We start from the raw sequence: 21,157 nt of genomic DNA on the forward strand, positions 1-21,157 counted from the left end.
ATGACCCGGGCGAGGTTCAGAGGGTCTGCGGCCGGCCTGTCTCAGGTGCCGCACTCTCAGCGCTGTGGCGCTCCCCTGTCGGAATATGCAGATGTTCCGGCCAGCGTACCGCGCTAGCGTTCGGCCGCCGCGAGTTGTCCACAGGCGCCGTCGATCTCCTGACCTCGGGTGTCACGGATGGTCACCGGCACGCCGTGGGCGGCGATGGCCTCGACGAAGGCCTTCTCGTCCTCGGGGCGCGAGGCCGTCCACTTCGAGCCCGGCGTCGGGTTCAGCGGGATCAGGTTGACGTGCACCGGCTTGCCCTTGAGGAGGCGCCCGAGGCGGTCACCACGCCACGCGTGGTCGTTGATGTCGCGGATCAGGGCGTACTCGATGGAGAGCCTGCGGCCGGACTTCGCGGCGTACTCCCAGCCGGCGTCCAGGACCTCGCGGACCTTCCACCGGGTGTTCACCGGCACGAGGGTGTCACGCAGCTCGTCGTCCGGCGCGTGCAGGGAGATCGCGAGGCGGCACTTGAAGCCCTCGTCGGCGAACCGGTGGATGGCGGGCACCAGGCCGACCGTCGAGACGGTGATGCCGCGCTGGGACAGGCCCAGGCCGTCCGGCTCGGGGTCGGTGAGGCGGCGGATCGCGCCGACCACCCGGTTGTAGTTGGCCAGTGGCTCGCCCATGCCCATGAAGACGATGTTGCTGAGCCGTGCGGGGCCACCCGGGATCTCGCCGTCGCGCAGGGCCCGCATGCCGTCCACGATCTGGTGCACGATCTCGGCCGTGGACAGGTTCCGGTCGAGGCCGGCCTGGCCCGTGGCGCAGAACGGGCAGTTCATGCCGCAGCCCGCCTGGGAGCTGATGCACATGGTCACCCGGTCGGGGTAGCGCATGAGCACGGACTCCACGAGCGTGCCGTCGAAGAGGCGCCACAGGGTCTTGCGCGTGGTGTCGTCGTCACAGCTGATGTGCCGTACGACGCTCATCAGCTCGGGAAGCAGCGCCTCCTGGAGCTTGCCGCGCGCTCCGGCAGGAATGTCCGTCCACTGCTCGGGGTCGTGGGCGTACCGCGCGAAGTAGTGCTGCGAGAGCTGCTTGGCGCGGAACGGCTTCTCGCCGATGGCGGCGACGGCCTCCTTGCGCTCGGCGGGCGTGAGGTCGGCGAGATGGCGCGGCGGCTTCTTGGCTCCGCGCGGCGCGACGAAGGTCAGCTCTCCAGGTGCGGGCGGGGTCACGAGCGGCTACTCCTCAGTACGGCGAGGCCGAATGACCTCCGCTGACGCGGAGAGGCCGGGCGCATGATGCCGAAGCCGGGGGACCTCACGGGAACACCCCCGCGGATGCGGGGAAAGGGCGCACCGTGCACCACAGCACAGCACGCCCTTCCAGGGTAACCCCGTCGCCGTTTCACCCCGACCCGACGAACACCACCAGCAACAGCCACACCACCGGCGCCGTCGGAAGCAGCGAATCAAGCCGGTCCATGATGCCGCCATGGCCCGGCAGCAGCGTGCCCATGTCCTTGATGCCGAGGTCCCGCTTGATCATGGACTCGCCGAGGTCGCCGAGCGTCGCGCTCGCGGCCACCGCGAGGCCGAGCAGCAGGCCCTGCCACCACTCGCCGTCGTCGATCATGAAGTGCATGCACAGCGCGCCCGCCGCCATGGCGAAGGCGACCGCGCCGAGCAGGCCCTCGCGGGTCTTTCCGGGGCTGATGCGCGGCGCCAGCTTGTGCTTGCCGAAGCGCCAGCCGACCGCGTACGCGCCGGTGTCACTGACCACGGTCAGGATCAGGAACGTGAGCACGCGCTGCGGACCGTCGTCCGCGGTGAGCATCAGCGCCACGAAGGTGGCGAGGAACGGCACGTAGAAGGCCGCGAAGACGCCCGCGGTGACGTCCTTGAGGTAGCCCTCGGGAGGCTCGGTCATACGCCAGACGAGTACCGCGAGGGCGGTGAGCGCCATCGCCACCCAGGCACCCTCGGCGCCGCGCACGTACCCGGCGACGACCATCGCCGCGCCGCCCACCGCGAGGGGCACGAGCGGCGCCTTGATGGCCTTGCGCTCCTGGAGGCGGGAGGTCAGCTCCCACAGGCCGACCACGACGGCGACCGCTATGACGCCGATGAAGACGGACTTCTCGAAGAACAGCGACGCGAGGATGACGGCACCGAGGCCCACCCCGACCCCTATGGCCGCCCCGAGGTCGCGCCCCGCGCTCTTCTTCTGCGGTGCTGGGGCGGGCTGTGGTGCGCCGGTCATGGGCTCCTGCGGCTTCTGCGCGGGGTTCGCCGCGGGCTCCGCGTGCGCTGCGTGCGCGCCGCGCGCGGTCTCGTCACGGAACAGGGGGCCGCTCGACTGAGCAGCCCCCCGGTCGTCGTCCTGGTGTCCGCCGCTCGCGGCTACGTCGGGAACGATGGGCATGGGCTGAGTCTCTGACGGATTCAGCGCGTGCGCATCGTGTGCGGGACCCACCGGGGCAGCACCCTGGACCGGCCCCTGGTCGGGCGCCCCCCAGTACCCGGCTCTGGACGGCGCCCCCCAGGAAGTGTCGTTCACGGAATCGGATTCCTCAGACCTAGATCAGACGTCGCTCGACTCGGCAGACCCCACGGGTCAGACCTCGAGCAGCTCGGCTTCCTTGTGCTTGAGCAGCTCGTCGACCTGGGCGACGTACTTGGCGGTGAGGTCGTCGAGTTCCTTCTCGGCGCGGCGCCCCTCGTCCTCGCCGATGTCGCCGTCCTTGATCGCCTTGTCGAGGGCTTCCTTGGCCTTGCGGCGGATCGAGCGGATCGAGATCTTGGAGTCCTCGGCCTTGGTCTTGGCGACCTTGATGTACTCCTTGCGGCGGTCCTGGGTCAGCTCGGGGAACGTCACCCGGATGATGTTGCCGTCGTTGCTCGGGTTGACGCCGAGGTCGGAGTCGCGGATCGCCTGCTCGATGTTGCGCAGGGCGGTCTTGTCGAACGGCGTCACGACCGCCATGCGCGGCTCGGGCACCGAGAACGAGGCGAGCTGGTTGATCGGCGTCAGCGCGCCGTAGTAGTCGGCCACGATCTTGTTGAACATCGCCGGGTGCGCACGGCCGGTGCGGATCGCGGCGAAGTCCTCCTTGGCGACCACGACGGCCTTCTCCATCTTCTCCTCGGCCTCGAGGAGGGTCTCTTCGATCACCACTTGCTCCTGCGTGTCTTGAGTGGGCCCGGCTTCCATGGATCGGCCGGCTGCGTCGCGTCTCTTTCCTGCACGGTGTCCGACCGGCAGGGCTTTGTCCATCCCTCCGAGGCGCCTCGGAGCCCCCTGGGGCCCCGTGGAGTCCGGTGGGGCCTCGTGGGGCCCGGTGGGGCCTCGTGCGGGACGGACGTCCTCGGCTCAGGCCCGGGAGTCCGGGTCCCCGACGAGCGTGCCGATCTTCTCACCCTTGACCGCCCGCGCGATATTGCCCTCCGCGAGCAGCTCGAAGACGAGGATGGGGAGCTTGTTGTCCCGGCACAGCGTGATGGCGGTGGCGTCGGCGACCTTCAGGTCGCGGGTGATGACCTCGCCGTAGCCGAGGGAGTCGAACTTCACCGCGTCCGGGTTCTTCTTGGGGTCGGAGTCGTAGACCCCGTCGACGCCGTTCTTGCCCATGAGCAGGGCCTCGGCGTCGATCTCCAGAGCGCGCTGGGCGGCGGTGGTGTCGGTGGAGAAGTACGGCATGCCCATGCCCGCACCGAAGATCACGACGCGGCCCTTCTCCAGGTGGCGTACGGCGCGCAGCGGGATGTACGGCTCCGCGACCTGGCCCATGGTGATGGCGGTCTGCACGCGGCAGTCGATGCCTTCCTTCTCCAGGAAGTCCTGGAGGGCGAGGCAGTTCATGACCGTGCCGAGCATGCCCATGTAGTCGGAGCGGGCCCGGTCCATGCCGCGCTGCTGTAGTTCGGCGCCGCGGAAGAAGTTGCCGCCGCCGATGACGATGGCGATCTGCGCGCCGTCCCGCACGACGGCCGCGATCTCCCGGGCGATCTTGTGCACCACATCGGGGTCGACGCCGAGGCCGCCGCCTCCGGCGAACGCCTCACCGGAGAGCTTCAGCAGGAAGCGCCCGGCCACTTTGCCGTCGTCAGTCTTGGTGTCGGCCTTGGTCATGGAGTTCTCCTTGTGGTGCACATACGAAGAGGCCATTGCCGGTGGGGTGGTGTTCATCCCATGCTCGGCAATGGCCTCCTCGTCAGATCTTGCGGTCGTCCGTCGCGTGCGAGGCGCACCGTCGCTCTCGGTACGGCCCTCGCGTACGACGTCACGGCCGTCGCGCGCGCCGCTGCGCGCGCGGGCGACCGCGGTAGACCCTAGCGGGGTCTACCGGCGATCGTGGTACGGACTCAGATGCCGACCTTGATGCGCGCGAAGCGCTTCAGGGTGACACCGGCCTCCTGGAGGACCTTCTCGACGGACTTCTTGTTGTCGAGGGCGTACGGCTGACCCAGGAGGGTGGCCTCCTTGAAGAAGCCGTTGAGGCGACCCTCGACGATCTTCGGCAGGGCGGCCTCGGGCTTGCCCTCGGCGCGGGTGGTCTCCTCGGCGACGCGGCGCTCGGCCTCGACGACCTCGGCCGGGACGTCCTCCTTGGAGAGGTACTTCGGCGCGAAGGCGGCGATGTGCTGGGCGACGCCGCGGGCGACGTCGGCGTTCGGCTTGTCCAGCTCGACGAGGACACCGATCTGCGGGGGCAGGTCGGGCATCGTGCGGTGCATGTAGGCCGTGACGAAGCCGTCCGAGAACTGCGCGAAGCGGTCCAGGACGATCTTCTCGCCGAGGTTGGCGTTGGCCTCGTCGACGTACGCCTGGACGGTCTTGCCGGCCTCGATCTCGGAGGCGAGCAGCGCCTCGATGTCGGCCGGGTTCGTCTTGGCGACGTGCGCGGCGATCGCGGCGGCGACGGCCTGGAACTTCTCGCCCTTGGCGACGAAGTCCGTCTCGCACTTCAGCTCGACGATGACACCGGTGGAGTTGTCGTCGGCGATCAGGGAGACGATCGCGCCGTTCTCGGCGGAGCGGCCCTCGCGCTTGGCGACGCCCTTCTGGCCCTTGATGCGCAGCGCCTCGACGGCCTTGTCGACGTTGCCCTCGGCCTCGTCGAGCGCCTTCTTGCAGTCCATCATGCCGGCGCCGGTCAGCTCGCGGAGCTTCTTGACGTCAGCGGCGGTGTAGTTCGCCATGATTCTCTGAAGTCTTTCTCGAAGTCGAAGATCTACGGGTGAACGGCGGGGGCCGCGCTCGTGGCGCGGGCCCCCGCCGTCAGCATCCGATGCTGAGGTCAGGCCTGCTCGGCGGCGTCCGCGGCCGGAGCCTCGGCGGCCTCGGCGGGCTTCTCCTCGGCCTTGGGGGCCTCGGCGTCAGCAGCCTTCTCGTCGGCCTTCTCGTCGGCCTTCTTCTCGCCCTCGAGCAGGTCGCGCTCCCACTCGGCGAGCGGCTCGCCCGCGGCCTTCTCGCCCGGCTTCGAGTCACCGGTGGCCACGCCGGAGCGGGCGATGAGGCCTTCGGCGACGGCGTCAGCGATCACGCGGGTGAGCAGGGTGACGGAGCGGATCGCGTCGTCGTTGCCCGGGATCTTGTAGTCGACCTCGTCGGGGTCGCAGTTGGTGTCGAGGATCGCGACGACCGGGATGTTCAGCTTCCGGGCCTCGCCAACCGCGATGTGCTCCTTCTTGGTGTCCACGATCCAGACGGCGCTGGGCACCTTCTGCATCTCGCGGATACCGCCGAGGGTCTTCTCCAGCTTGGCCTTCTCGCGGGAGAGGACCAGCAGCTCCTTCTTGGTGAGGCCGGAGGCGGCCACGTCCTCGAAGTCGATGGCCTCAAGCTCCTTGAGGCGCTGGAGGCGCTTGTAGACGGTCGAGAAGTTGGTGAGCATGCCGCCCAGCCAGCGCTGGTTGACGTAAGGCATGCCGACGCGGGTGGCCTGCTCGGCGATGGCCTCCTGCGCCTGCTTCTTCGTACCCACGAACATGACCGTGCCGCCGTGGGCGACGGTCTCCTTGACGAACTCGTAGGCGCGGTCGATGTACGACAGCGACTGGAGCAGGTCGATGATGTAGATGCCGTTGCGCTCCGTGAAGATGAAGCGCTTCATCTTCGGGTTCCAACGACGGGTCTGGTGACCGAAGTGGACGCCGCTTTCCAGCAGCTCCCGCATCGTGACGACGGCCATGGCCGTACTCCTTGGTGTTCTCGGTTGTGTCCTGACGCCCTGCCGCGCGCCGTGCCACGCACTCGCGTGCGGGACCGAAAGGCGCTGACACCGGCGGCTGCGAGAGCCCGGTGCCGGGGCGTGCGAAGTCGACCCGGTGACCCGGATCGCCACATGAAGTGTACGGGACCCGCGAGGTGCCGGGTGACGCCGCTGTCCACAACCGGCTGGTAGTCCACAGTTCCCGGCCAAGATCCCTGCGGATCGCGGTGGCGCGGGACCGTTCTCGCATGTCACGTCCACGACGCTTCCTGACCTTGGCCCTCCTCGCGCTGCTCGCCGCGCTGCCGCCTCCGGGCGCCCTGGCGGCCGTCGATCCGGTGCCCGCGGTGGGCGGCTCCTGGCCGGTGGGCGCGCGCCCCTGGATCGTGCGCGGCTGGGAGCCCCCGGCGACGGCGTACGGCCCGGGCCACCGGGGCGTGGACCTGGCCGCTCCCCCGGGCTCCCCCGTGCGGGCGGTGGCGGCGGGGCGGGTCTCCTACGCGGGCCGGGTGGCGGGCCGAGGCGTGATCACGGTGGAGCTGACGGGCACCGGGGACCCACCGCTGCGCACGACGTACGAACCGGTGTGAGCCTCCGTGAAGAAAGGCGCCGAGGTCGGCGCAGGCACCCTCCTGGGCACGCTGGAGGCCTCGGCCCGCTCGCACTGCGCCACGGCCTGCCTCCACTGGGGCCTGCGCCGGGCGGAGGCGTATCTGAATCCCTTGGGTCTGCTGCCGCCGTGGCTGCTGGGCGGGGGCCCGTCGCGGCTGCTGCCACTGACGGGCACCGGAGCGAGGCCGCCCGCGCCGCTCTGGTCGTCCTGGCTGTGGGCAGTCGTCCCGCAGAGCGGCTGGAGTGTCTCCTGGCCGGCCGAGGCCTCGGGGAAGGCCGCGCACGGCCCTGCCTCGGGGAGCGGCGCGCACGCCCGGCCAGGGCCGAGCCAGGCGCCGAGCCCGGGGCTCAGCCCCGCACACCCCGCAGGGCCATGGACACGGCCGCCTCCGTGATGGCCTCGGGCTTCTCGGCCACCCCCAGCTCGATGCGCCGCACCGCCGCGTCCACGATGCCCTGGAGCAGCATGGCCGCGAGCCGGGGCTCCTGATGCCCGAGGGCGTCGAGCGCCTCCACGATCATGGCCACGAGGCCGCCGTGCGCGGCCCGGATCTTCTCCCGCGCCCCGGCGTCCAGCTCGCTCGCGGAGATCGCGACCACGGCCCGGTGCCGCCTGTCCCCGACCAGGGCGAGTTGCTGGCGCACATAGGCCTCGATCTGCCCCTCGGGCGTCTCGGCCCGCTCCATCGCCGCCGAGACCTCCGCAGCCCAGACGGGGAAGTCGACCTCGCACAGCTCTTCGACGACGGCCGCCCGCGAGCGGAAGTACTCGTAGACGGACGACCGCGCGAGCCCCGTGCGCTCGGCGAGCGCGGGGAACGTCAGCGCCTCCGTCCCGCCCTCGGACAGCAGGGTGCGCGCGGCGTCCAGCAGGGCGCCGCGCTGCATCGACCGGTGCTCGGCCACAGAGGCCGCTCGAATCCTTGGCACGCCCCCACTTTACGGACGCGCCCCGCGCCAGGGGAGGCCGCCAGGCAGGCACTCTTCCTGGCCGCCCGGGCGCGGCGAGGCGAACGCACGGCGCGGACGAGGCCAGGAGCCGGCAGCGGCGCGGCCCAGGAAGGGACGATTCAGCTCACTCAGCGACCAAAACTGGCCAGCTTCGCCCGCAGCTGGAGCACCGACTTGGTGTGGATCTGGCTCACCCGGCTCTCGGTCACCCCGAGCACGTTGCCGATCTCGGACAGCGTGAGGCCCTCGTAGTAGTACAGCGTGACGACGGTCTTCTCGCGCTCCGGCAGCGTGTTGATGGCACGCGCGAGCAGCCGCCGCAGCTCACGGTCCTCGGCGACCTCGACCGGATTGTCGGCGGCGGTGTCCTCCAGCGTGTCCATCAGGCTCAGCCGGTCGCCGCCCTCGCCGCCGACGTGCAGCAGCTCCTCCAGGGCGACCACGTTGGCGAGCGACAACTGGCTGAACACCGCGTGCAGTTCCTCCACCGGGATCCCCATCTCGGCGGCGACCTCGCCCTCCGACGGCGTGCGCCTGAGCCGGGCCTCCAGGGTGGCGTAGGCCCGCTCCACGTTGCGCGCCTTCTGCCGGACCGACCGGGGGATCCAGTCGAGCGCCCGCAGCTCGTCGATCATGGCCCCGCGGATACGGGTGATCGCGTACGTCTCGAACTTGATCGACCGCTCGATGTCGAACTTCTCGATCGCGTCGATGAGCCCGAAGACCCCGGAGGAGACGAAGTCGGCCTGTTCGACGTTGGACGGGAGGCCGACGCTGACGCGGCCCGCGACGTACTTCACCAGGGGCGAGTAGTGCAGGATCAGCTGCTCGCGCAGCCGCCCGTCACCCGTCGACTTGTACGACCGCCACAGCTCGTCCAGCGACGAGGGCGCGGGTGGCCGCCGCTCCTGCTCGCCGCTACGGGCGGCGGGGGGAATGGCCGCCCGGTCGGACCCGGAGGTGTGCTGGGGCATACGTCGCCTTGAGCCGTTCTGCCGTGAACCTGAGAGGTTGCCGGAACTAGTGCGGTTGTGGGTTTGCGTGAAGTGAATGAGGTTGTCCGTCTGATTGCCTGTCTGCACCGGATTCGTCGTGAGCGTAGCGTGACTGAAGTGTCGCGGTGAGCGAAGAGTATGGGATCGCGCGTACGCAGATACGTTCCGCTTTACGTCCGGCCGATTCGCCGCCGTCGCTCTGCGTAATGGATCTAAGGCGCCAACTGCACCGTTTCCCAAGGCCGTCAGGCGGACGCCGCGCCGTCATCCATCCGGCGGAACACGCACAGTCACGCATCACCCCCCTCCGGAAACACCGACAGAAACGCCTGGCGTGTCAACTGCCAGCCGTCGCCCTGTCGTTCGACGAACCCCAGCGAGCGAAGTTCGTACAACCTGGCGACCGTGTCGTCCGCGCTCGTGCCCGCGCCCCGCGCCACGTCGGACACCACCGCCGCGCCGCGGGCGGGCAGGGCCGCGAGCACCCGGGCCGCGCCGGGGTCGAGCAGGTCGCGCGGCACGACCGGGCCTCGGCGCCGCGGGGCCAGTTCGCCCATGTCCCCCACCAGTTCGGCCACTTCGGCGGCGTCGGTGACCAGGACCGCGTCCCCCCGCAGCAGTTCATGGACCCCCGCCGACAAGCCGCTCGTGGCGGGGCCCGGCACGCCCATCGTGAACCGCCCGAGGTCCCGCGCGGCCCGCGCCGTGACCAGGGCGCCGCTGCGATAGGCCGCCTCCACGACGACGGTGCCGCGGGTGAGGGCCGCGATCACCCGGTTCCGCAGGACGAATCTGCTCGGGGTCGGGTGGTCTCCTGGTGGCAACTCCCCCACGACCAGGCCCTGTTCCGCGATGCGGCCGATCAACTGGGTGTGTCCGCGCGGGTAGGTCCTGTCGACCCCGCAGGCGAGCACTGCCACGGTGGCGCCGCCCGCGCCCAGGGCGCCCCGGTGGGCCGCGCCGTCCACGCCGTACGCGCCGCCGGACACCACCACCCAGCCGCGCTCGGCGAGTCCCGCGCCGAGGGTCGCCGCCATGTGTGCTCCGTACTCCGTGCAGGCCCGCGCTCCCACGAGGGCCACCGAGCGCAGGGCCCAGATCCGCAGCGAGGGGCGCCCCCGCACCCAGAGCCCCACGGGCCGCGCGTCCCCCAGGTCGTCGAGCTGCGCCGGCCACTCCGCGTCCTTGGGCGTCACGAACCGCGCCCCGGCCGCGGCCGCTACCTCCAGGTCCCGCACCGCCCGCACCCGCCCAACACGCGCCCGAAGGCCCTCCCAGCGCCGGGCGCTCACCCCCGGCAGCATCTCCTCGTCCTCCTCCAGCCGGCTCAGCACCTCCGCGGCTCCCCACTCCCGCAGCCACCACCCGCCCACGGCGTCGCCCGGCTCAAGGACGCGGGTGAGGGCGACCCGGGCGAGCCGCTCGTCGTCCGGGGCGGCGGACGGGCCCGGGCAGGGGCCCGGATCCGGGGGCAGGCCCGGGTCCTGAGCTGGGAAGGCACCTGGGCCCGGGGAGGGGCCTGGGCCCGAGGGAAGACCAGGGCCCTGAGCGGGGGCGGCACCTGGGCCCGGGGAGGCGCCTCCGTCCCGCGCGCCGCCCCGGTACGGCTCGGAGGCCGAGGGCGGCCCCGGCTTCGCGCTCACGTCCGCGCCCCCACCACCATGGGCACCCCGCGGGGCACCCCCGTGCGCAGTTGCAGCGCAAGGCCCACGTCGTCCTCGCCGGGGCGGTCGTGGCCCGCCAGGTCCGCGATGGTCCAGGCGACCCGCAGGACCCGGTCCAGGCCGCGCGCGGTCAGCAGCCCGCGCTCCAGGCAGCGCTCCGCCTCCGCCATCGCGCCCAGCCGCGCGTGCCAGCGGGTGCGCAGCTCATGGCCGGGCACATCGCTGTTCGCGCGCCACGGCGTGTCCCTGAAGCGGGTGGCCGCCCGCTCACGGGCCGCTCGCACCCGCTCGGCCACCGCGCGCGTGCTCTCGCCCCGCGCCCCCTGCGCCGTCAGCTCGGCGCGTGTCACGGGCTCCACCTCGACCCTCAGGTCGACCCGGTCCAGGAGTGGCCCGGAGAGCCGGGCCTGATAGCGGCGGACGCTGCTGGGCGAGCAGTCGCAGGCGTCACCAGTCAGGCTGAACCGGCCGCACGGGCACGGGTTGGCCGCGAGAAGCATGAGGAACCGTGACGGCAGCCGCACCACCCCGGCGCTCCGGGCGATCACGACGTGCCCGGACTCCAGCGGCTGCCGCAGGGCCTCGAGCGCTTGGGTGCTGAACTCCGGGGCCTCGTCAAGGAACAGCACGCCGCGGTGCGCCAGCGAAACCGCGCCGGGGCGGGCGATGCCCCGGCCTCCGCCCACGAGCGATTGCATGGTCGAGGAGTGGTGCGGCGCGCAGAACGGCGGGATGTCCACGAGGGGCTTGCCCGGCGGCAGCATGCCCGCGACCGAGTGGACCGCCGTCACCTCCAGGGACTCCGTCCTGGTCAGCCTGGGCATGATCGTCGGCAGTCGCTCGGCGAGCATCGTCTTGCCCGCGCCCGGTGATCCGTAGAGGAAGACGTGGTGCCCTCCCGCGGCCGCCACCTCCATGGCCGTGCGTGCCGACAGCTGGCCCACCACGTCCGCCAGGTCGTGCGCGTGGTCGTGGTCCTGCGCGCCGACACCGCTGACGTCCACGCCGATCCCGGCGCCCGGCAGGCTGAGGCCTGCCATCAGAGGGTCCGGCCGCCCGGAGTCGTCCGGTGCCTCGTCCGGCACGGGCTCGTCGGTGAGCACCGCGATCAGCTGGCGCAGGCTGCGCACGCCGAGGACGGAGACGCCGGGCACCAGCGCGGCCTCCGCCGCCGTGCACTCGGGGACGACCACCTGCTCGTACCCCGCGTCGGCCGCCGCCAGGACGGCGGGCAGCACGCCGCGCACCGGTCGCACCCGGCCGTCGAGGCCCAGTTCACCGATCATCACGATGTCGGCGAGGACCCGGGGGTCGATGCGCTCCGCCGCACCGAGGACCGCGCAGGCCACCGCCAGGTCGAACCCGCTGCCGCCCTTGGGCACCGACGCGGGGCTCAGGCCCACCGTGAGCTTCTTCTGGGGCCACTCGCCGCCCGAGTTGACGACGGCCGCCCTGACTCGGTCGCGGCTCTCCGTGAGGCTCTTGTCGGGGAGTCCCACCAGCGTGAACGCGGCGACGCCCGGCTCCAGATCGGCCTGCACCTCGACGACGACGCCCTCCACCCCGACGAGCGCCACCGAGCACGTACGCGCGAATCCCATCAGGCCACCCCCCGCGCGTGCTCCACCACGGGCGCGCCGCGCTCGGGCAGCAGGACGCCGACCACGTCGAGCCGCACACCGCCCGGTGGGGCTCCGCCGTGCTCCTGGACCCAGCGCTCGGCGAGGCCGCGCAGCCGCTCGGCCTTGGCGGGGGTCACCGCCGCCATCGGGTGCTGGAAGGACGCCACCCTGCGGGTCTTCACCTCGCAGACCACCAGCACGTCGCCGTCCCGGGCGACGATGTCGATCTCTCCCGTCCTGCCTCCGCGCCAGTTGCGCTCCAGGACCGTCATACCGGCTTCGGCGAGCCGCCGGGCGGCCAGTTGTTCGCCGTACTTGCCGAGTGCGCCTCGTGCGTTCATGTCGGCACCACCTCCGACACCAACGGTCGCGAGGCCGGCCGCACGTTGTGGATCTTGGTGCGCTACCGACGGGTTGTGGACAACTCCGTCACCCACACGAGGAGCGCCCCATCCAGCAGGCGGCGTCGGCGACCCAACACAGGCAGCGTCAGCGGCCCAACACAGGGCAGCGTCAGCGGCCCGGCACAGGCGGCCTCAGCCGCCCAGCGCGGGCATGTCAGCCGCCCGGCAGCTCCAGATCGCTCTTGTTCAGCTCCTCGATATTCACGTCCTTGAACGTGAGTACCCGTACCTGCTTGACGAACCGCGCCGGCCTGTACATGTCCCACACCCAGGCGTCTGCCATGGAGACCTCGAAGAACACCTCGCCCTGGACCGAGTGCACCTGCATCTCGTAGTCGTTCGTGAGGTAGAAACGCCGCTCGGTCTCGATCACGTATTTGAACAGACCGACGACATCTCGGTACTCCCGGTAGAGCTTCAGCTCCATCTCGGTCTCGTACTTCTCGAGGTCCTCGGCGCTCATGGCATGTTCCCCTTCAGCCGTGCGTCCCCCTATTGTGCGCCAGCCCCGGAGGCCTCTACACGATTTCCGTGTCCAGGGTCTCGGGCCGTTGCGGAGGACCCTCGTCGAGCAGCTTGCGCAGCAGCTCGGCGAGCCTGGTCGGATACACCGTCTCATGCGCCCGGGCCAGTTCCCGGCACGTCCACCAACGCGCTCCGGCGACGCTGCGTCGCTCCAGGTCGGTCAGGCCCGTCGCCCGGGTCGCCGTCTGGGACGTACGCGCCAGGTAGTACCACTCGTCCTGGTCCCAGCGCCGTCCGGCGAACGGGAAGGAGCACACGCGCCGCCACAGGACCGGGCCGAGCTGGACGTTCGTGATGCCGGTCTCCTCGGCAAGCTCCCGCAGGGCGGCCTGCTCACGCGTCTCGTCGCCCTCCAGGCCGCCGCCCGGCGTGAACCACCAGTCGTCCGCCGGATCGCCCGGCTCGTGGCCGTGCAGCAGCAGGATCCGGTCCCGCTCGTCGAGCAGCACGACGCGGGCGACCTTCCGCAGCGGCCGCCCGGCCACCGCGTCGGCCACGGGCTCCCCGCCGTCCCCCGGTCCCGCCGCTCCCCGCGCCGCCTCCTCAGCCGACACCGGCCGCCTCCGTGACTCCGGTACGGCCCCCGCCGCCCCGCCGCACGAGGCGGGCGACGGGCCCGTACGCGGCCCCGCCGAGCACCAGCGCGGCGCCCGCCACGACCGCCCCGACGAGGAGCCGCAGGGGCCCCGGCTCGGACGTACCGCCCGGCAGGGCGTCGAAGCCGGTGGGGCGGTCGAGCATGCCCTCCAGCGGCCAGGCGACGGCGTCGACGCGGCCCTTGACGGCACTGCGGGGCACGGAGCCGTTGCCTGCCTCTTCCAGGTGGGCGGTGGAGTCAAGGGAGCCGTTGCGCTCGTCGCCGAGCAGGAAGAGGCGTCCCTCGGGGACGGTGGTGGACGGTATGCCGCTGTCCATGCCCGTGGAGAGATACGGTTCTGCGATCTGCTTGCCGTTGACGGTCAGCTTGCCCTTCGTGCAGCAGGCGACCTTGTCGCCGCCGACGCCGACGACCCGCTTGATCATGGGCATGTTGCCCCAGGACTTCTGCCGGAAGACGACGACGTCACCACGGCGCACGTCGTCCCCGTCGATCCGCTGGGCGAGCACCCGGTCCCCCGCGCCGATGGTCGGCGTCATGGATGCGGTGGGCACGGTGTACGGCTGGTAGAGGAAGGCGCCCCAGACGGATCCGCCGAGGAAGAGGACGGAGCCGAGGGCCACGGCGACTCCCGACAGCACGCTGCCGAGCCGCCCCTGGCCCTCGTCCGTACGACGTGTCCTGCTGCTCATCCCAGTGCTCCCCGGCTCGGAGACGACCCCGTCGGCCTCGGTCCGGCGGCGGACCGGCGTACGGTGCCGACGGGCGCGCTCACGGGACCGGACCACGGAAGATCGGCGATCTGGGACGGCAGACTACCCGGCGGTACCCCGGCCAGAAACCCTGGTGCCGCCGGGGATCAGGCGGTGCGGGCCACGCGGCGGCGGCGCCACAGCACGAGCGGCACGGCGCCCGCGAGACCGAGGGCGGCGGGGGCCGCGCTCATCGCCTGGCTGATGCCGGGCTGGTCGAAGGTGTCCGGGACCGGCAGCGTTCCCCAGCGGGTGGGGGGCCAGGCGATGACGAAGGCGCGGCCCACGACGTTGTCCACGGGGACGGCGCCGCCGCCCGGCTGGTTCTGGTGGTAGCGGGAGTCCAGCGAGTTCTGCCGGTGGTCGCCCATGACCCAGATTTTGCCCTTGGGCACCGTGATCTTGAACTGGCCGCCCTGGTCGTCGTCGGTGCACGGGGTGTTGCCGGGGTAGACGTACGGCTCGTTCAGCGCCTTGCCGTTGACCTTCAGGGGGCCCGTGCCCTTGCACTCCACGGTGTCGCCGCCGACGCCGACGACGCGCTTGATGAGGTCCTTCTCGTCGGCGGACGGCATCAGGCCGATCCAGCCGAGCACCCGCTGCACGGCGTTCGGGTCGGGGGTGGGCTCGCCGTCCAGCCAGTGGCCCGGGTCCTTGAAGACGACGACCTCGCCGCGCTCGGGCTCGGAGCCGAACCACGGCGTCAGCTTGTCGACCAGGACCCGGTCGCCCTGCTGGAGCGTGTTCTGCATCGAGTCCGAGGGGATCGAGAACGCCTGGACCAGGAAGGTCTTGATGATCAGGGCCAGGACGAGGGCGATGCCGATGAGGAGCGGAAGCTCCTTCCAGAAGGACTTGTGCTTCTTGCCCTTGGCCGGCTCGGGCGGCTTCGGCGGCTCGGAGCCGGCCTCCCCGGGCCGTGGCTCCGGCGTCCCGGGCACGGCGCCGGGTGCCTGGCCCGGCGTGCCCGGCTCGCCCGGTGCTCCGGCGTTCCCCGGGGCCGGGGTGTCAGGGGCGGCGTTCACGCCGCCTGCCGGCGACGCGGGCGCGGGCTCCCCGGAGTGCCTCGGCCGCTCCTCGGGCCCATCGTGTCCGGATCGTGCGCCGACCGCCACATCCCCCACATCCACTCCTCAGTCCGTGCCACTGCCTGCCCCGTACGCGACGCAGGCCCACCACTCCCATAACGAGCGGGAGTTCCGCAGGGGTCGGGAGGCCGGTCATTCCATCGCGATCGCCGGGGGCCACCCTATGCGACGCTCCTGTGGCCGTGCCCGACCCGCCGGGCGCGTCGGGTACGGACGCGTACGTATCGGGTTCTTCCAGTTTGCGCCAGTGGCCGAGTGGCCAGGCGATGACGAGCGCGCGGCCGACGACCTCGTCCTCGGAGACGGTGCCGCTGAACTTCTCGTTGCGGTGGAAGCGGGAGTCGGCGGAGTCCGCGCGGTGGTCGCCCATGACGAACAGGCGTCCCTCGGGGACCTTCACCCGGAAGGCGAAGTTGGACGGCTTGTTGCCCGGGTGCAGATACGGCTCGTCGAGCGGTACGCCGTTGACGGTGACCTTGTCGTTCTTGTCACAGCACTTCACCGTGTCGCCGCCGACGCCCACGACGCGCTTGATCAGGTCGCGCTCGTCGTCGGACGGGAGGAGGCCGATGAACGTGAGGCCCTGTTTGATCTGCTTGACGACCACGGGGTCGTCCTTCTTCTTGCCCTGTTCCTCCTCGAGCCAGTTGCCGGGGTCCTTGAAGACGACGACGTCGCCGCGCTCGGGCTTGTTGCCGAACCAGGGGGTGAGCTTGTCCACCAGGACGCGGTCCCCGATGCGGATCGTCTGCTCCATGGAGCCCGTGGGGATCACGAACGCCTGCACAAGGAAGGTCTTCAGGACCAGTGCTATGAGCAGGGCGACGCCTATGAGGAGAGGTATCTCCTTGATCGCGGAGCGGCGCCTGCGGCGCTTGACCCTCCTGGCGAGCTTGCGTCGCTCGGCCCGGCCGGGCAGCACGGGCCCGCTGGTCGGACGCGTGCCGGTGGGCAGTCCTGTGTCGGCCCCCTGGGGGGACCTCGCCCGGCCGCGGCTACCCATGGGCGCCGCCGGGTGCCGGCACGCGCGCGTACGCGTCGGGGCGCTTCAGTGAGGTCCAGCGGCCGAGCGGCCAGGCGATCCAGTCGGCTCTGCCGATGACGTCGTCCACGGGGATCATGCCGCCGCCCGGGGACCCCAGGTGGTCGCGGGAGTCGCTGGAGTCGCTGCGGTGGTCGCCGAGGACGAAGAGCCTGCCGTCGGGCACGACGACGTCGAAGGGCACTGTGGAGGGCTTGTCCCCGGGGTAGAGGTAGGGCTCGTCGACCGACCGGCCGTTCACCTGGATCCTCCCCCGCTTGTCGCAGCAGACCACGCGGTCGCCGCCGACGCCCGCGACCCGCTTCACGTAGTCGGCGTCTCCGAAGTAGCCGCTGCCGTCGAAGACGACCGCGTCACCGCGCTGCGGCCCGGATCCGAAACGGTACGCCAACTTGTTGACGAGTATCCGGTCACCGACGCGGAACGTGGGCTCCATGGAGCCGCTCGGGATCTCGTAGGGCTGCACCACGAAGGTGGTGACGAGCAGCAGGACGGCCACGCTGAACAGCGCGCCCAGGGTGAAGCGGCCGCCGGGCAGCCAGGCCACGAAGGACGCGAAAACGGAGCGCGACCGCTCCTCCGTGCCCTCCGTGTCCGGTTCGCCCGCGCTCGCGGGGGTGGACTCGGGGGGTGAGGAGGAGCGGTCGCGCTCCGTGTCCTGTGCTTCGGTGTCCATCGGGGCCAGATGCTATCCGGCCCCGCTGTGGACCCGCGCGTGAGCTCAGCTCTCGCGCTTCTCCTTGATCTTCGCGGCCTTGCCGCGCAGGTCGCGCAGGTAGTACAGCTTGGCGCGGCGCACGTCACCGCGGGTGACCAGCTCGATCTTCTCGACGATCGGGGTGTGCACCGGGAAGGTGCGCTCGACGCCGACGGAGAACGAGACCTTGCGGACCGTGAAGGTCTCGCGGACACCGGCGCCCTGGCGGCGGATGACTACGCCCTTGAACTGCTGCACACGGGAGCGGTTGCCCTCGATGACGCGGACGTGGACGTTGACGGTGTCACCCGGGCGGAAGGCCGGGATGTCGCTGCGCAGCGACGCGGAGTCGACGGAGTCGAGCAGGTGAGACATGATCGTCTGCTTCCTCGCTGATGCCACAGGTCATCAGCGGTATGTCGTGATGAGAGTCGGGGTGCTTCCGTACGCGCGGGTGTTCCGGGGAAACTCACGGCACGGAGGCCGCTGGACGCGTCGGGCGGGCGTCGTGTCCCCCTGTGGCAGGGGCGCACGCTGGACGCACAGCAGCGGCCTATTCTTCCACGTCCTGCGCCTTGCGCCAAAATCGGCCGCCCGGCTCGGGCTCCCAGCCGAGGATGGAGAGCATTTCGCGGTCCTTCTTGTCGAAGGCCGAGGCCTCGCAGCGCTCGATCAGGTCGGGCCGGTTGGCGGTGGTGCGGCGCAGCGCCTCGTCCCTGCGCCAGCGCGCGATCTTGCCGTGGTGGCCGCTGAGCAGGACGTCCGGGATGCCGCGGCCGCGCCACTCGGGGGGCTTGGTGTAGACGGGGCCCTCCAGGAGGTTGGCCATGGCGCCGGGGGCGAAGGAGTCGTCGCGGTGGGACTCGGCGTTGCCGAGGACGCCCGGCAGCAGTCGGGCCACGGCCTCGGTGACGACCAGGACGGCGGCCTCGCCGCCCGCGAGGACGTAGTCGCCGATGGAGACCTCGAAGACGGGCATCCGGGTCGCGTACTCGTCGATGACGCGGCGGTCGATGCCCTCGTAGCGCGCGGGTGTGAAGACCAGCCAGGGGCGCTCGGACAGCTCGACGGCCAGCTCCTGGGTGAAGGGGCGGCCGCTGGGCGTCGGGACGACCAGGGCGGGCTGCGAGCGGCCCGCCTCGTAGCCGTCGGCGAGCGCCTGGTCGAGGGCGTCGCCCCAGGGCTCGGTCTTCATGACCATGCCGGGGCCGCCGCCGTAGGGGGTGTCGTCGACCGTGTTGTGCCGGTCGTACGTCCACTCCCTGAGGTCGTGCACGTGCACGTCGAGGCTGCCACGCGCGCGTGCCTTGCCGACGAGCGAGACGTTCAGGGGTTCCAGGTACTCGGGGAAGATCGTGACGACGTCGAGCCGCATCAGGCGTCGCCCTCGCTCCGGGCGTCCCGCACGGTCTCGGAGGCACTCTCGGAGCCGTCTTCGGCGGCGCTCTTGGCGTCCCTGCTGGAGGCGCTCTTGGCGTCCCTGCTGGAGGCGCTCTTGGCGTCCCTGCTGGAGGCGCTCTCGGCGTCCCTGCTGGAGGCGCTCTCGGCGTCCCTGCTGGAGGCGATCTCGGCGTCCCTGCTGGAGGCGATCTCGGCGCGGTCGTCGATGAGCCCCGGCGGCGGGTCGATGACGGCCCGCTGCTCCTCCAGGTCGATCTCGGTGACGATGCTCTCGACGAAGGGGATCATCACCTCGCTGCCGTCGGGCCGCTCGACGATGAAGAGGTCCTGCGAGGGCAGGTGCGAGATCTCCGTGATCCGGCCGACCTCGGTGCCGTCCTTGGTGACGACGTCGAGGTCCATCAGCTGGTGGTCGTAGAACTCGTCCTCGTCCTCGGGCAGCTCGTCCGGGTCGACCTCGGCGATGAGCAGGGTGTTGCGCAGGGCCTCGGCGCCGGTGCGGTCGCTGACGCCCTGGAAGCGCAGCAGGAGACGGCCGCTGTGCACGCGGCCGGTCTCGATGGTCAGCGGTCCCCGGGCGGCGGGGTCGGTGGCGAGCACGGCGCCGGGGCCGAGCCGCAGCTCCGGCTCGTCGGTGCGCACCTCGACGGTGACCTCGCCCTTGATGCCGTGGGCGCGGCCGATCCGCGCGACTACGAGCTGCACTGGTGTCTCTCCTGTCCCTACCTGCGATGGGGGCCCGGGCCCTTACACGAACTCGGGCCGGGGACGGCCCTGAGGCCCTCCCCGGCCCGAGCCGGTGCTACGTGCGGTTCAGCGAACCTGGTCCACGTCGACGAGGTCGACGCGGACACCACGGCCGCCGATGGCACCCACGACGGTGCGCAGAGCGCGTGCGGTGCGGCCGTTGCGGCCGATCACCTTGCCCAGGTCGTCCGGGTGGACCCGGACTTCGAGGACGCGCCCGCGGCGCAGGTTGCGCGAGGCGACCCGCACGTCGTCGGGGTTGTCGACGATGCCTTTCACGAGGTGCTCGAGAGCCTCCTCGAGCATGCTCAGGCCTCGGTCGACTCGGCGGACTCGGCCTTGGCCTCGTCCGCCTTCTTGTCAGCCTTCTTCGCCTTCTGGGTGATGGCCTCACCCTTGGGCTCGTCCTCGGAGCTGACGGCCTCGAAGGACGGGCGCGCGGCCTTGACCTCGGGCTGCAGCAGCGGCGCCGGGGCGGGCTCGCCCTTGAACTTCTGCCAGTCGCCGGTCTTCTTCAGGATGGCGAGAACGGGCTCGGTCGGCTGGGCGCCGACGGAGAGCCAGTACGCCACGCGCTCGGCGTTGACCTCGATGCGCGACGGGTTCTGCACCGGGTGGTACAGACCGATCTCCTCGATGGCCCGGCCGTCACGGCGGGTACGGGAGTCGGCGACGACGATGCGGTAGTGAGGCGAACGGATCTTGCCCAGACGCTTCAGCTTGATCTTGACTGCCACGGGAGTGGATTCTCCTGGTTTGACGTGGGTGGGCACAACGAGATGCCGCGTGGGGTTGCGGACCCGAGTGGCCCGATGGACGCGTCAGCCGGAGGAGAGAGGGGTCCTGTGCGACTGTCGAGTACAGCTAGCCATTGTGCCACACCCTGAAGCGGGTGCTCCCGGTCGGCCACGCCCTCACCGGCCCGTGACCGGGCCCGCCTCCGCCCCGCACGGCAACGGCGGCCCGCCCCTTCGTGGAGCACGGGCCGCCTCGGAGGAAGGAGACCACCCCCTGCGCGCGCGGGGGGTCACCCCGCGCCCACGCCCACCACTTCCGGGATGCGGAAGGGCTTGCCGCAGCCGCCGCACATGATGGGGGCCTGGGCGAGGACCGACGGCACGACGCGGACGTTGCGCCCGCAGTCGCAGACGGCCTTGACGCGCACGCCGCCGCCCGAGGAGCCGTGCCGGGCGGCCGGCCCCCGGAAGGTGCGTGAGGTGTCCGTCGTGGTCGCGGCCGTGTGCGCCTTGAGGGCGCGCTGGAGCCGGTCCATCGTCGGGCGGTAGCGCTTCTTGGCCTCGGGGTTGAGCGTGACCAAGGAGAAGCCGCTGCTGGGATGCGGCTCCTCGGGATGGTCGAGGCCCAGCTCCTCGGCGATCGCGAGGAATCTGCGGTTGTGATAGCGGCCCGCGCGTGAAGTGTCACGCACTCCGCGGGCCGCGGCGATGCCGTGGACTGCTTCATGCAGCAGTCGCTCGAAGGAGAGCTCGGCGCCACAGGCGGACGACGATTCTCCGATCAGGGATTCGGGCGCGGCTAGGTCCGGCAGCTCGGGGTGGTGCCGCTGAATATCGGCCCACGCCTGTGCCAGCTCTGCGGCGAGAACAGGTGGTGTCGTGCTCACGTCGTGACAACGAGCCGAGGTGCCTCCGGGTTCCATTCCGGGGCATCTCAAATATTTTGCACTTACCCGTCAGTTGCCGTTGATGCGTCCGGACGAGGGCGGGTGCGCTGATCTGCGGAGAAGCCTCGCAGCTCGCATCAAGCCGGTACGTAGCGGCGCGTACGCCCCGGCGCTCGGGTCAACTCCGCGCGCCGGGACGCCTGTTGCGCAGAGCGCATAGCGTCGCCCAG

General features: G+C 71.3%; 23 protein-coding genes and 1 pseudogene. 1 reads left to right on the forward strand and 23 read right to left on the reverse strand.

Annotated features, from left to right (window positions below):
• Positions 1–113 precede the first annotated feature (113 nt).
• The 6 genes from rlmN to rpsB all read right to left on the reverse strand — a co-directional run bounded on the left by rlmN (position 114) and on the right by rpsB (position 6,184).
• A complete protein-coding gene (gene rlmN, locus AC07GB_RS00165) occupies positions 114–1,226 on the reverse strand; it encodes a dual-specificity RNA methyltransferase RlmN (RefSeq protein WP_478840961.1) in 1,113 nt (370 codons plus the stop codon).
• A 172-nt stretch (positions 1,227–1,398) separates the two neighbouring features.
• The gene (locus tag AC07GB_RS00170; RefSeq protein WP_478840962.1) at positions 1,399–2,550 is read right to left on the reverse strand and encodes a phosphatidate cytidylyltransferase; all 1,152 of its coding nucleotides are present in this window, start codon (positions 2,548–2,550) and stop codon (positions 1,399–1,401) included.
• A 57-nt stretch (positions 2,551–2,607) separates the two neighbouring features.
• Positions 2,608–3,165: a ribosome recycling factor gene (gene frr, locus AC07GB_RS00175; RefSeq protein ID WP_478840963.1), complete on the reverse strand. Its 558-nt coding sequence runs from the start codon at positions 3,163–3,165 to the stop codon at positions 2,608–2,610.
• A 198-nt stretch (positions 3,166–3,363) separates the two neighbouring features.
• The gene (pyrH, locus tag AC07GB_RS00180) at positions 3,364–4,158 is read right to left on the reverse strand and encodes a UMP kinase (RefSeq protein WP_478840964.1); all 795 of its coding nucleotides are present in this window, start codon (positions 4,156–4,158) and stop codon (positions 3,364–3,366) included.
• Between the two features lie 197 nt (positions 4,159–4,355).
• Positions 4,356–5,192, reverse strand: coding sequence for a translation elongation factor Ts (gene tsf, locus AC07GB_RS00185; protein ID WP_478840965.1), 837 nt, complete (start codon positions 5,190–5,192; stop codon positions 4,356–4,358).
• 98 nt (positions 5,193–5,290) lie between these two features.
• Positions 5,291–6,184, reverse strand: coding sequence for a 30S ribosomal protein S2 (gene rpsB, locus AC07GB_RS00190; RefSeq protein ID WP_478840966.1), 894 nt, complete (start codon positions 6,182–6,184; stop codon positions 5,291–5,293).
• A 269-nt stretch (positions 6,185–6,453) separates the two neighbouring features.
• Between rpsB and AC07GB_RS00195 the strand changes: the two are divergent.
• A pseudogene (locus AC07GB_RS00195) lies at positions 6,454–6,990 on the forward strand (murein hydrolase activator EnvC family protein); the annotation flags it as partial.
• 175 nt (positions 6,991–7,165) lie between these two features.
• Here AC07GB_RS00195 and AC07GB_RS00200 read toward each other — a convergent pair.
• From AC07GB_RS00200 to AC07GB_RS00280, 17 genes are all read right to left on the reverse strand, one after another.
• The gene (locus tag AC07GB_RS00200; RefSeq protein ID WP_478841394.1) at positions 7,166–7,723 is read right to left on the reverse strand and encodes a TetR/AcrR family transcriptional regulator; all 558 of its coding nucleotides are present in this window, start codon (positions 7,721–7,723) and stop codon (positions 7,166–7,168) included.
• Between the two features lie 173 nt (positions 7,724–7,896).
• Entirely contained in the window at positions 7,897–8,742 is an 846-nt protein-coding gene (whiG, locus tag AC07GB_RS00205; RefSeq protein ID WP_478840967.1) for an RNA polymerase sigma factor WhiG, read from the reverse strand.
• 311 nt (positions 8,743–9,053) lie between these two features.
• On the reverse strand, positions 9,054–10,238 hold the full coding sequence (gene dprA / locus AC07GB_RS00210; protein WP_478841395.1) for a DNA-processing protein DprA: 1,185 nt from the start codon (positions 10,236–10,238) through the stop codon (positions 9,054–9,056).
• Positions 10,239–10,402: 164 nt separating this feature from the next.
• Positions 10,403–12,028, reverse strand: a complete 1,626-nt coding sequence (locus AC07GB_RS00215; protein WP_478840968.1) for a YifB family Mg chelatase-like AAA ATPase — start codon at positions 12,026–12,028, stop codon at positions 10,403–10,405.
• A complete protein-coding gene (locus AC07GB_RS00220; protein ID WP_478840969.1) occupies positions 12,028–12,390 on the reverse strand; it encodes a YraN family protein in 363 nt (120 codons plus the stop codon). The genes AC07GB_RS00215 and AC07GB_RS00220 overlap by 1 nt, the downstream gene beginning before the upstream one ends.
• 217 nt (positions 12,391–12,607) lie before the next feature.
• The gene (locus tag AC07GB_RS00225) at positions 12,608–12,916 is read right to left on the reverse strand and encodes a DUF2469 domain-containing protein (RefSeq protein ID WP_003965949.1); all 309 of its coding nucleotides are present in this window, start codon (positions 12,914–12,916) and stop codon (positions 12,608–12,610) included.
• A gap of 55 nt (positions 12,917–12,971) precedes the next feature.
• A complete protein-coding gene (locus tag AC07GB_RS00230) occupies positions 12,972–13,475 on the reverse strand; it encodes an NUDIX hydrolase (protein WP_478841396.1) in 504 nt (167 codons plus the stop codon).
• A gap of 46 nt (positions 13,476–13,521) precedes the next feature.
• Positions 13,522–14,268: a signal peptidase I gene (gene lepB / locus AC07GB_RS00235; protein ID WP_478840970.1), complete on the reverse strand. Its 747-nt coding sequence runs from the start codon at positions 14,266–14,268 to the stop codon at positions 13,522–13,524.
• A gap of 167 nt (positions 14,269–14,435) precedes the next feature.
• Positions 14,436–15,452, reverse strand: a complete 1,017-nt coding sequence (lepB, locus tag AC07GB_RS00240) for a signal peptidase I (protein WP_478840971.1) — start codon at positions 15,450–15,452, stop codon at positions 14,436–14,438.
• Positions 15,337–16,419: a signal peptidase I gene (gene lepB / locus AC07GB_RS00245; RefSeq protein WP_478840972.1), complete on the reverse strand. Its 1,083-nt coding sequence runs from the start codon at positions 16,417–16,419 to the stop codon at positions 15,337–15,339. Before lepB (AC07GB_RS00245) ends, lepB (AC07GB_RS00240) begins: the two co-directional genes overlap by 116 nt.
• Positions 16,412–17,134 (reverse strand): signal peptidase I, encoded by a 723-nt coding sequence (gene lepB, locus AC07GB_RS00250; RefSeq protein ID WP_478840973.1) that lies wholly within the window; start codon positions 17,132–17,134, stop codon positions 16,412–16,414. The genes lepB (AC07GB_RS00245) and lepB (AC07GB_RS00250) overlap by 8 nt, the downstream gene beginning before the upstream one ends.
• 45 nt (positions 17,135–17,179) lie before the next feature.
• Complete coding sequence (rplS, locus tag AC07GB_RS00255) at positions 17,180–17,530, reverse strand: 50S ribosomal protein L19 (protein ID WP_030675924.1); 351 nt, start codon at positions 17,528–17,530, stop codon at positions 17,180–17,182.
• Positions 17,531–17,708: 178 nt separating this feature from the next.
• Complete coding sequence (trmD, locus tag AC07GB_RS00260; RefSeq protein ID WP_478840974.1) at positions 17,709–18,530, reverse strand: tRNA (guanosine(37)-N1)-methyltransferase TrmD; 822 nt, start codon at positions 18,528–18,530, stop codon at positions 17,709–17,711.
• Positions 18,530–19,261 (reverse strand): ribosome maturation factor RimM, encoded by a 732-nt coding sequence (gene rimM / locus AC07GB_RS00265; protein WP_478840975.1) that lies wholly within the window; start codon positions 19,259–19,261, stop codon positions 18,530–18,532. The genes trmD and rimM overlap by 1 nt, the downstream gene beginning before the upstream one ends.
• Before the next feature lie 108 nt (positions 19,262–19,369).
• Complete coding sequence (locus AC07GB_RS00270; RefSeq protein WP_138962065.1) at positions 19,370–19,609, reverse strand: RNA-binding protein; 240 nt, start codon at positions 19,607–19,609, stop codon at positions 19,370–19,372.
• A gap of 2 nt (positions 19,610–19,611) precedes the next feature.
• Positions 19,612–20,040, reverse strand: coding sequence for a 30S ribosomal protein S16 (gene rpsP / locus AC07GB_RS00275; RefSeq protein ID WP_478840976.1), 429 nt, complete (start codon positions 20,038–20,040; stop codon positions 19,612–19,614).
• Positions 20,041–20,330: 290 nt separating this feature from the next.
• Positions 20,331–20,927: a hypothetical protein gene (locus tag AC07GB_RS00280; RefSeq protein WP_478840977.1), complete on the reverse strand. Its 597-nt coding sequence runs from the start codon at positions 20,925–20,927 to the stop codon at positions 20,331–20,333.
• Between the last annotated feature and the right edge of the window lie 230 nt (positions 20,928–21,157).

It is taken from the genome of Streptomyces sp. NPDC045778, from assembly GCF_056431945.1.

What these genes read in the sequence shown, in the direction of transcription:
- pyrH (WP_478840964.1), bottom strand. Translation starts at nt 4,158, where the DNA reads ATGGCCTCTTCGTATGTGCACCACAAGGAGAACTCCATGACCAAGGCC.
- tsf (WP_478840965.1), bottom strand. Translation starts at nt 5,192, where the DNA reads ATGGCGAACTACACCGCCGCTGACGTCAAGAAGCTCCGCGAGCTGACC.
- rpsB (WP_478840966.1), bottom strand. Translation starts at nt 6,184, where the DNA reads ATGGCCGTCGTCACGATGCGGGAGCTGCTGGAAAGCGGCGTCCACTTC.
- whiG (WP_478840967.1), bottom strand. Translation starts at nt 8,742, where the DNA reads ATGCCCCAGCACACCTCCGGGTCCGACCGGGCGGCCATTCCCCCCGCC.
- AC07GB_RS00215 (WP_478840968.1), bottom strand. Translation starts at nt 12,028, where the DNA reads ATGGGATTCGCGCGTACGTGCTCGGTGGCGCTCGTCGGGGTGGAGGGC.
- AC07GB_RS00220 (WP_478840969.1), bottom strand. Translation starts at nt 12,390, where the DNA reads ATGAACGCACGAGGCGCACTCGGCAAGTACGGCGAACAACTGGCCGCC.
- AC07GB_RS00225 (WP_003965949.1), bottom strand. Translation starts at nt 12,916, where the DNA reads ATGAGCGCCGAGGACCTCGAGAAGTACGAGACCGAGATGGAGCTGAAG.
- lepB (WP_478840970.1), bottom strand. Translation starts at nt 14,268, where the DNA reads ATGAGCAGCAGGACACGTCGTACGGACGAGGGCCAGGGGCGGCTCGGC.
- lepB (WP_478840972.1), bottom strand. Translation starts at nt 16,419, where the DNA reads ATGGGTAGCCGCGGCCGGGCGAGGTCCCCCCAGGGGGCCGACACAGGA.
- lepB (WP_478840973.1), bottom strand. Translation starts at nt 17,134, where the DNA reads ATGGACACCGAAGCACAGGACACGGAGCGCGACCGCTCCTCCTCACCC.
- rplS (WP_030675924.1), bottom strand. Translation starts at nt 17,530, where the DNA reads ATGTCTCACCTGCTCGACTCCGTCGACTCCGCGTCGCTGCGCAGCGAC.
- trmD (WP_478840974.1), bottom strand. Translation starts at nt 18,530, where the DNA reads ATGCGGCTCGACGTCGTCACGATCTTCCCCGAGTACCTGGAACCCCTG.
- AC07GB_RS00270 (WP_138962065.1), bottom strand. Translation starts at nt 19,609, where the DNA reads ATGCTCGAGGAGGCTCTCGAGCACCTCGTGAAAGGCATCGTCGACAAC.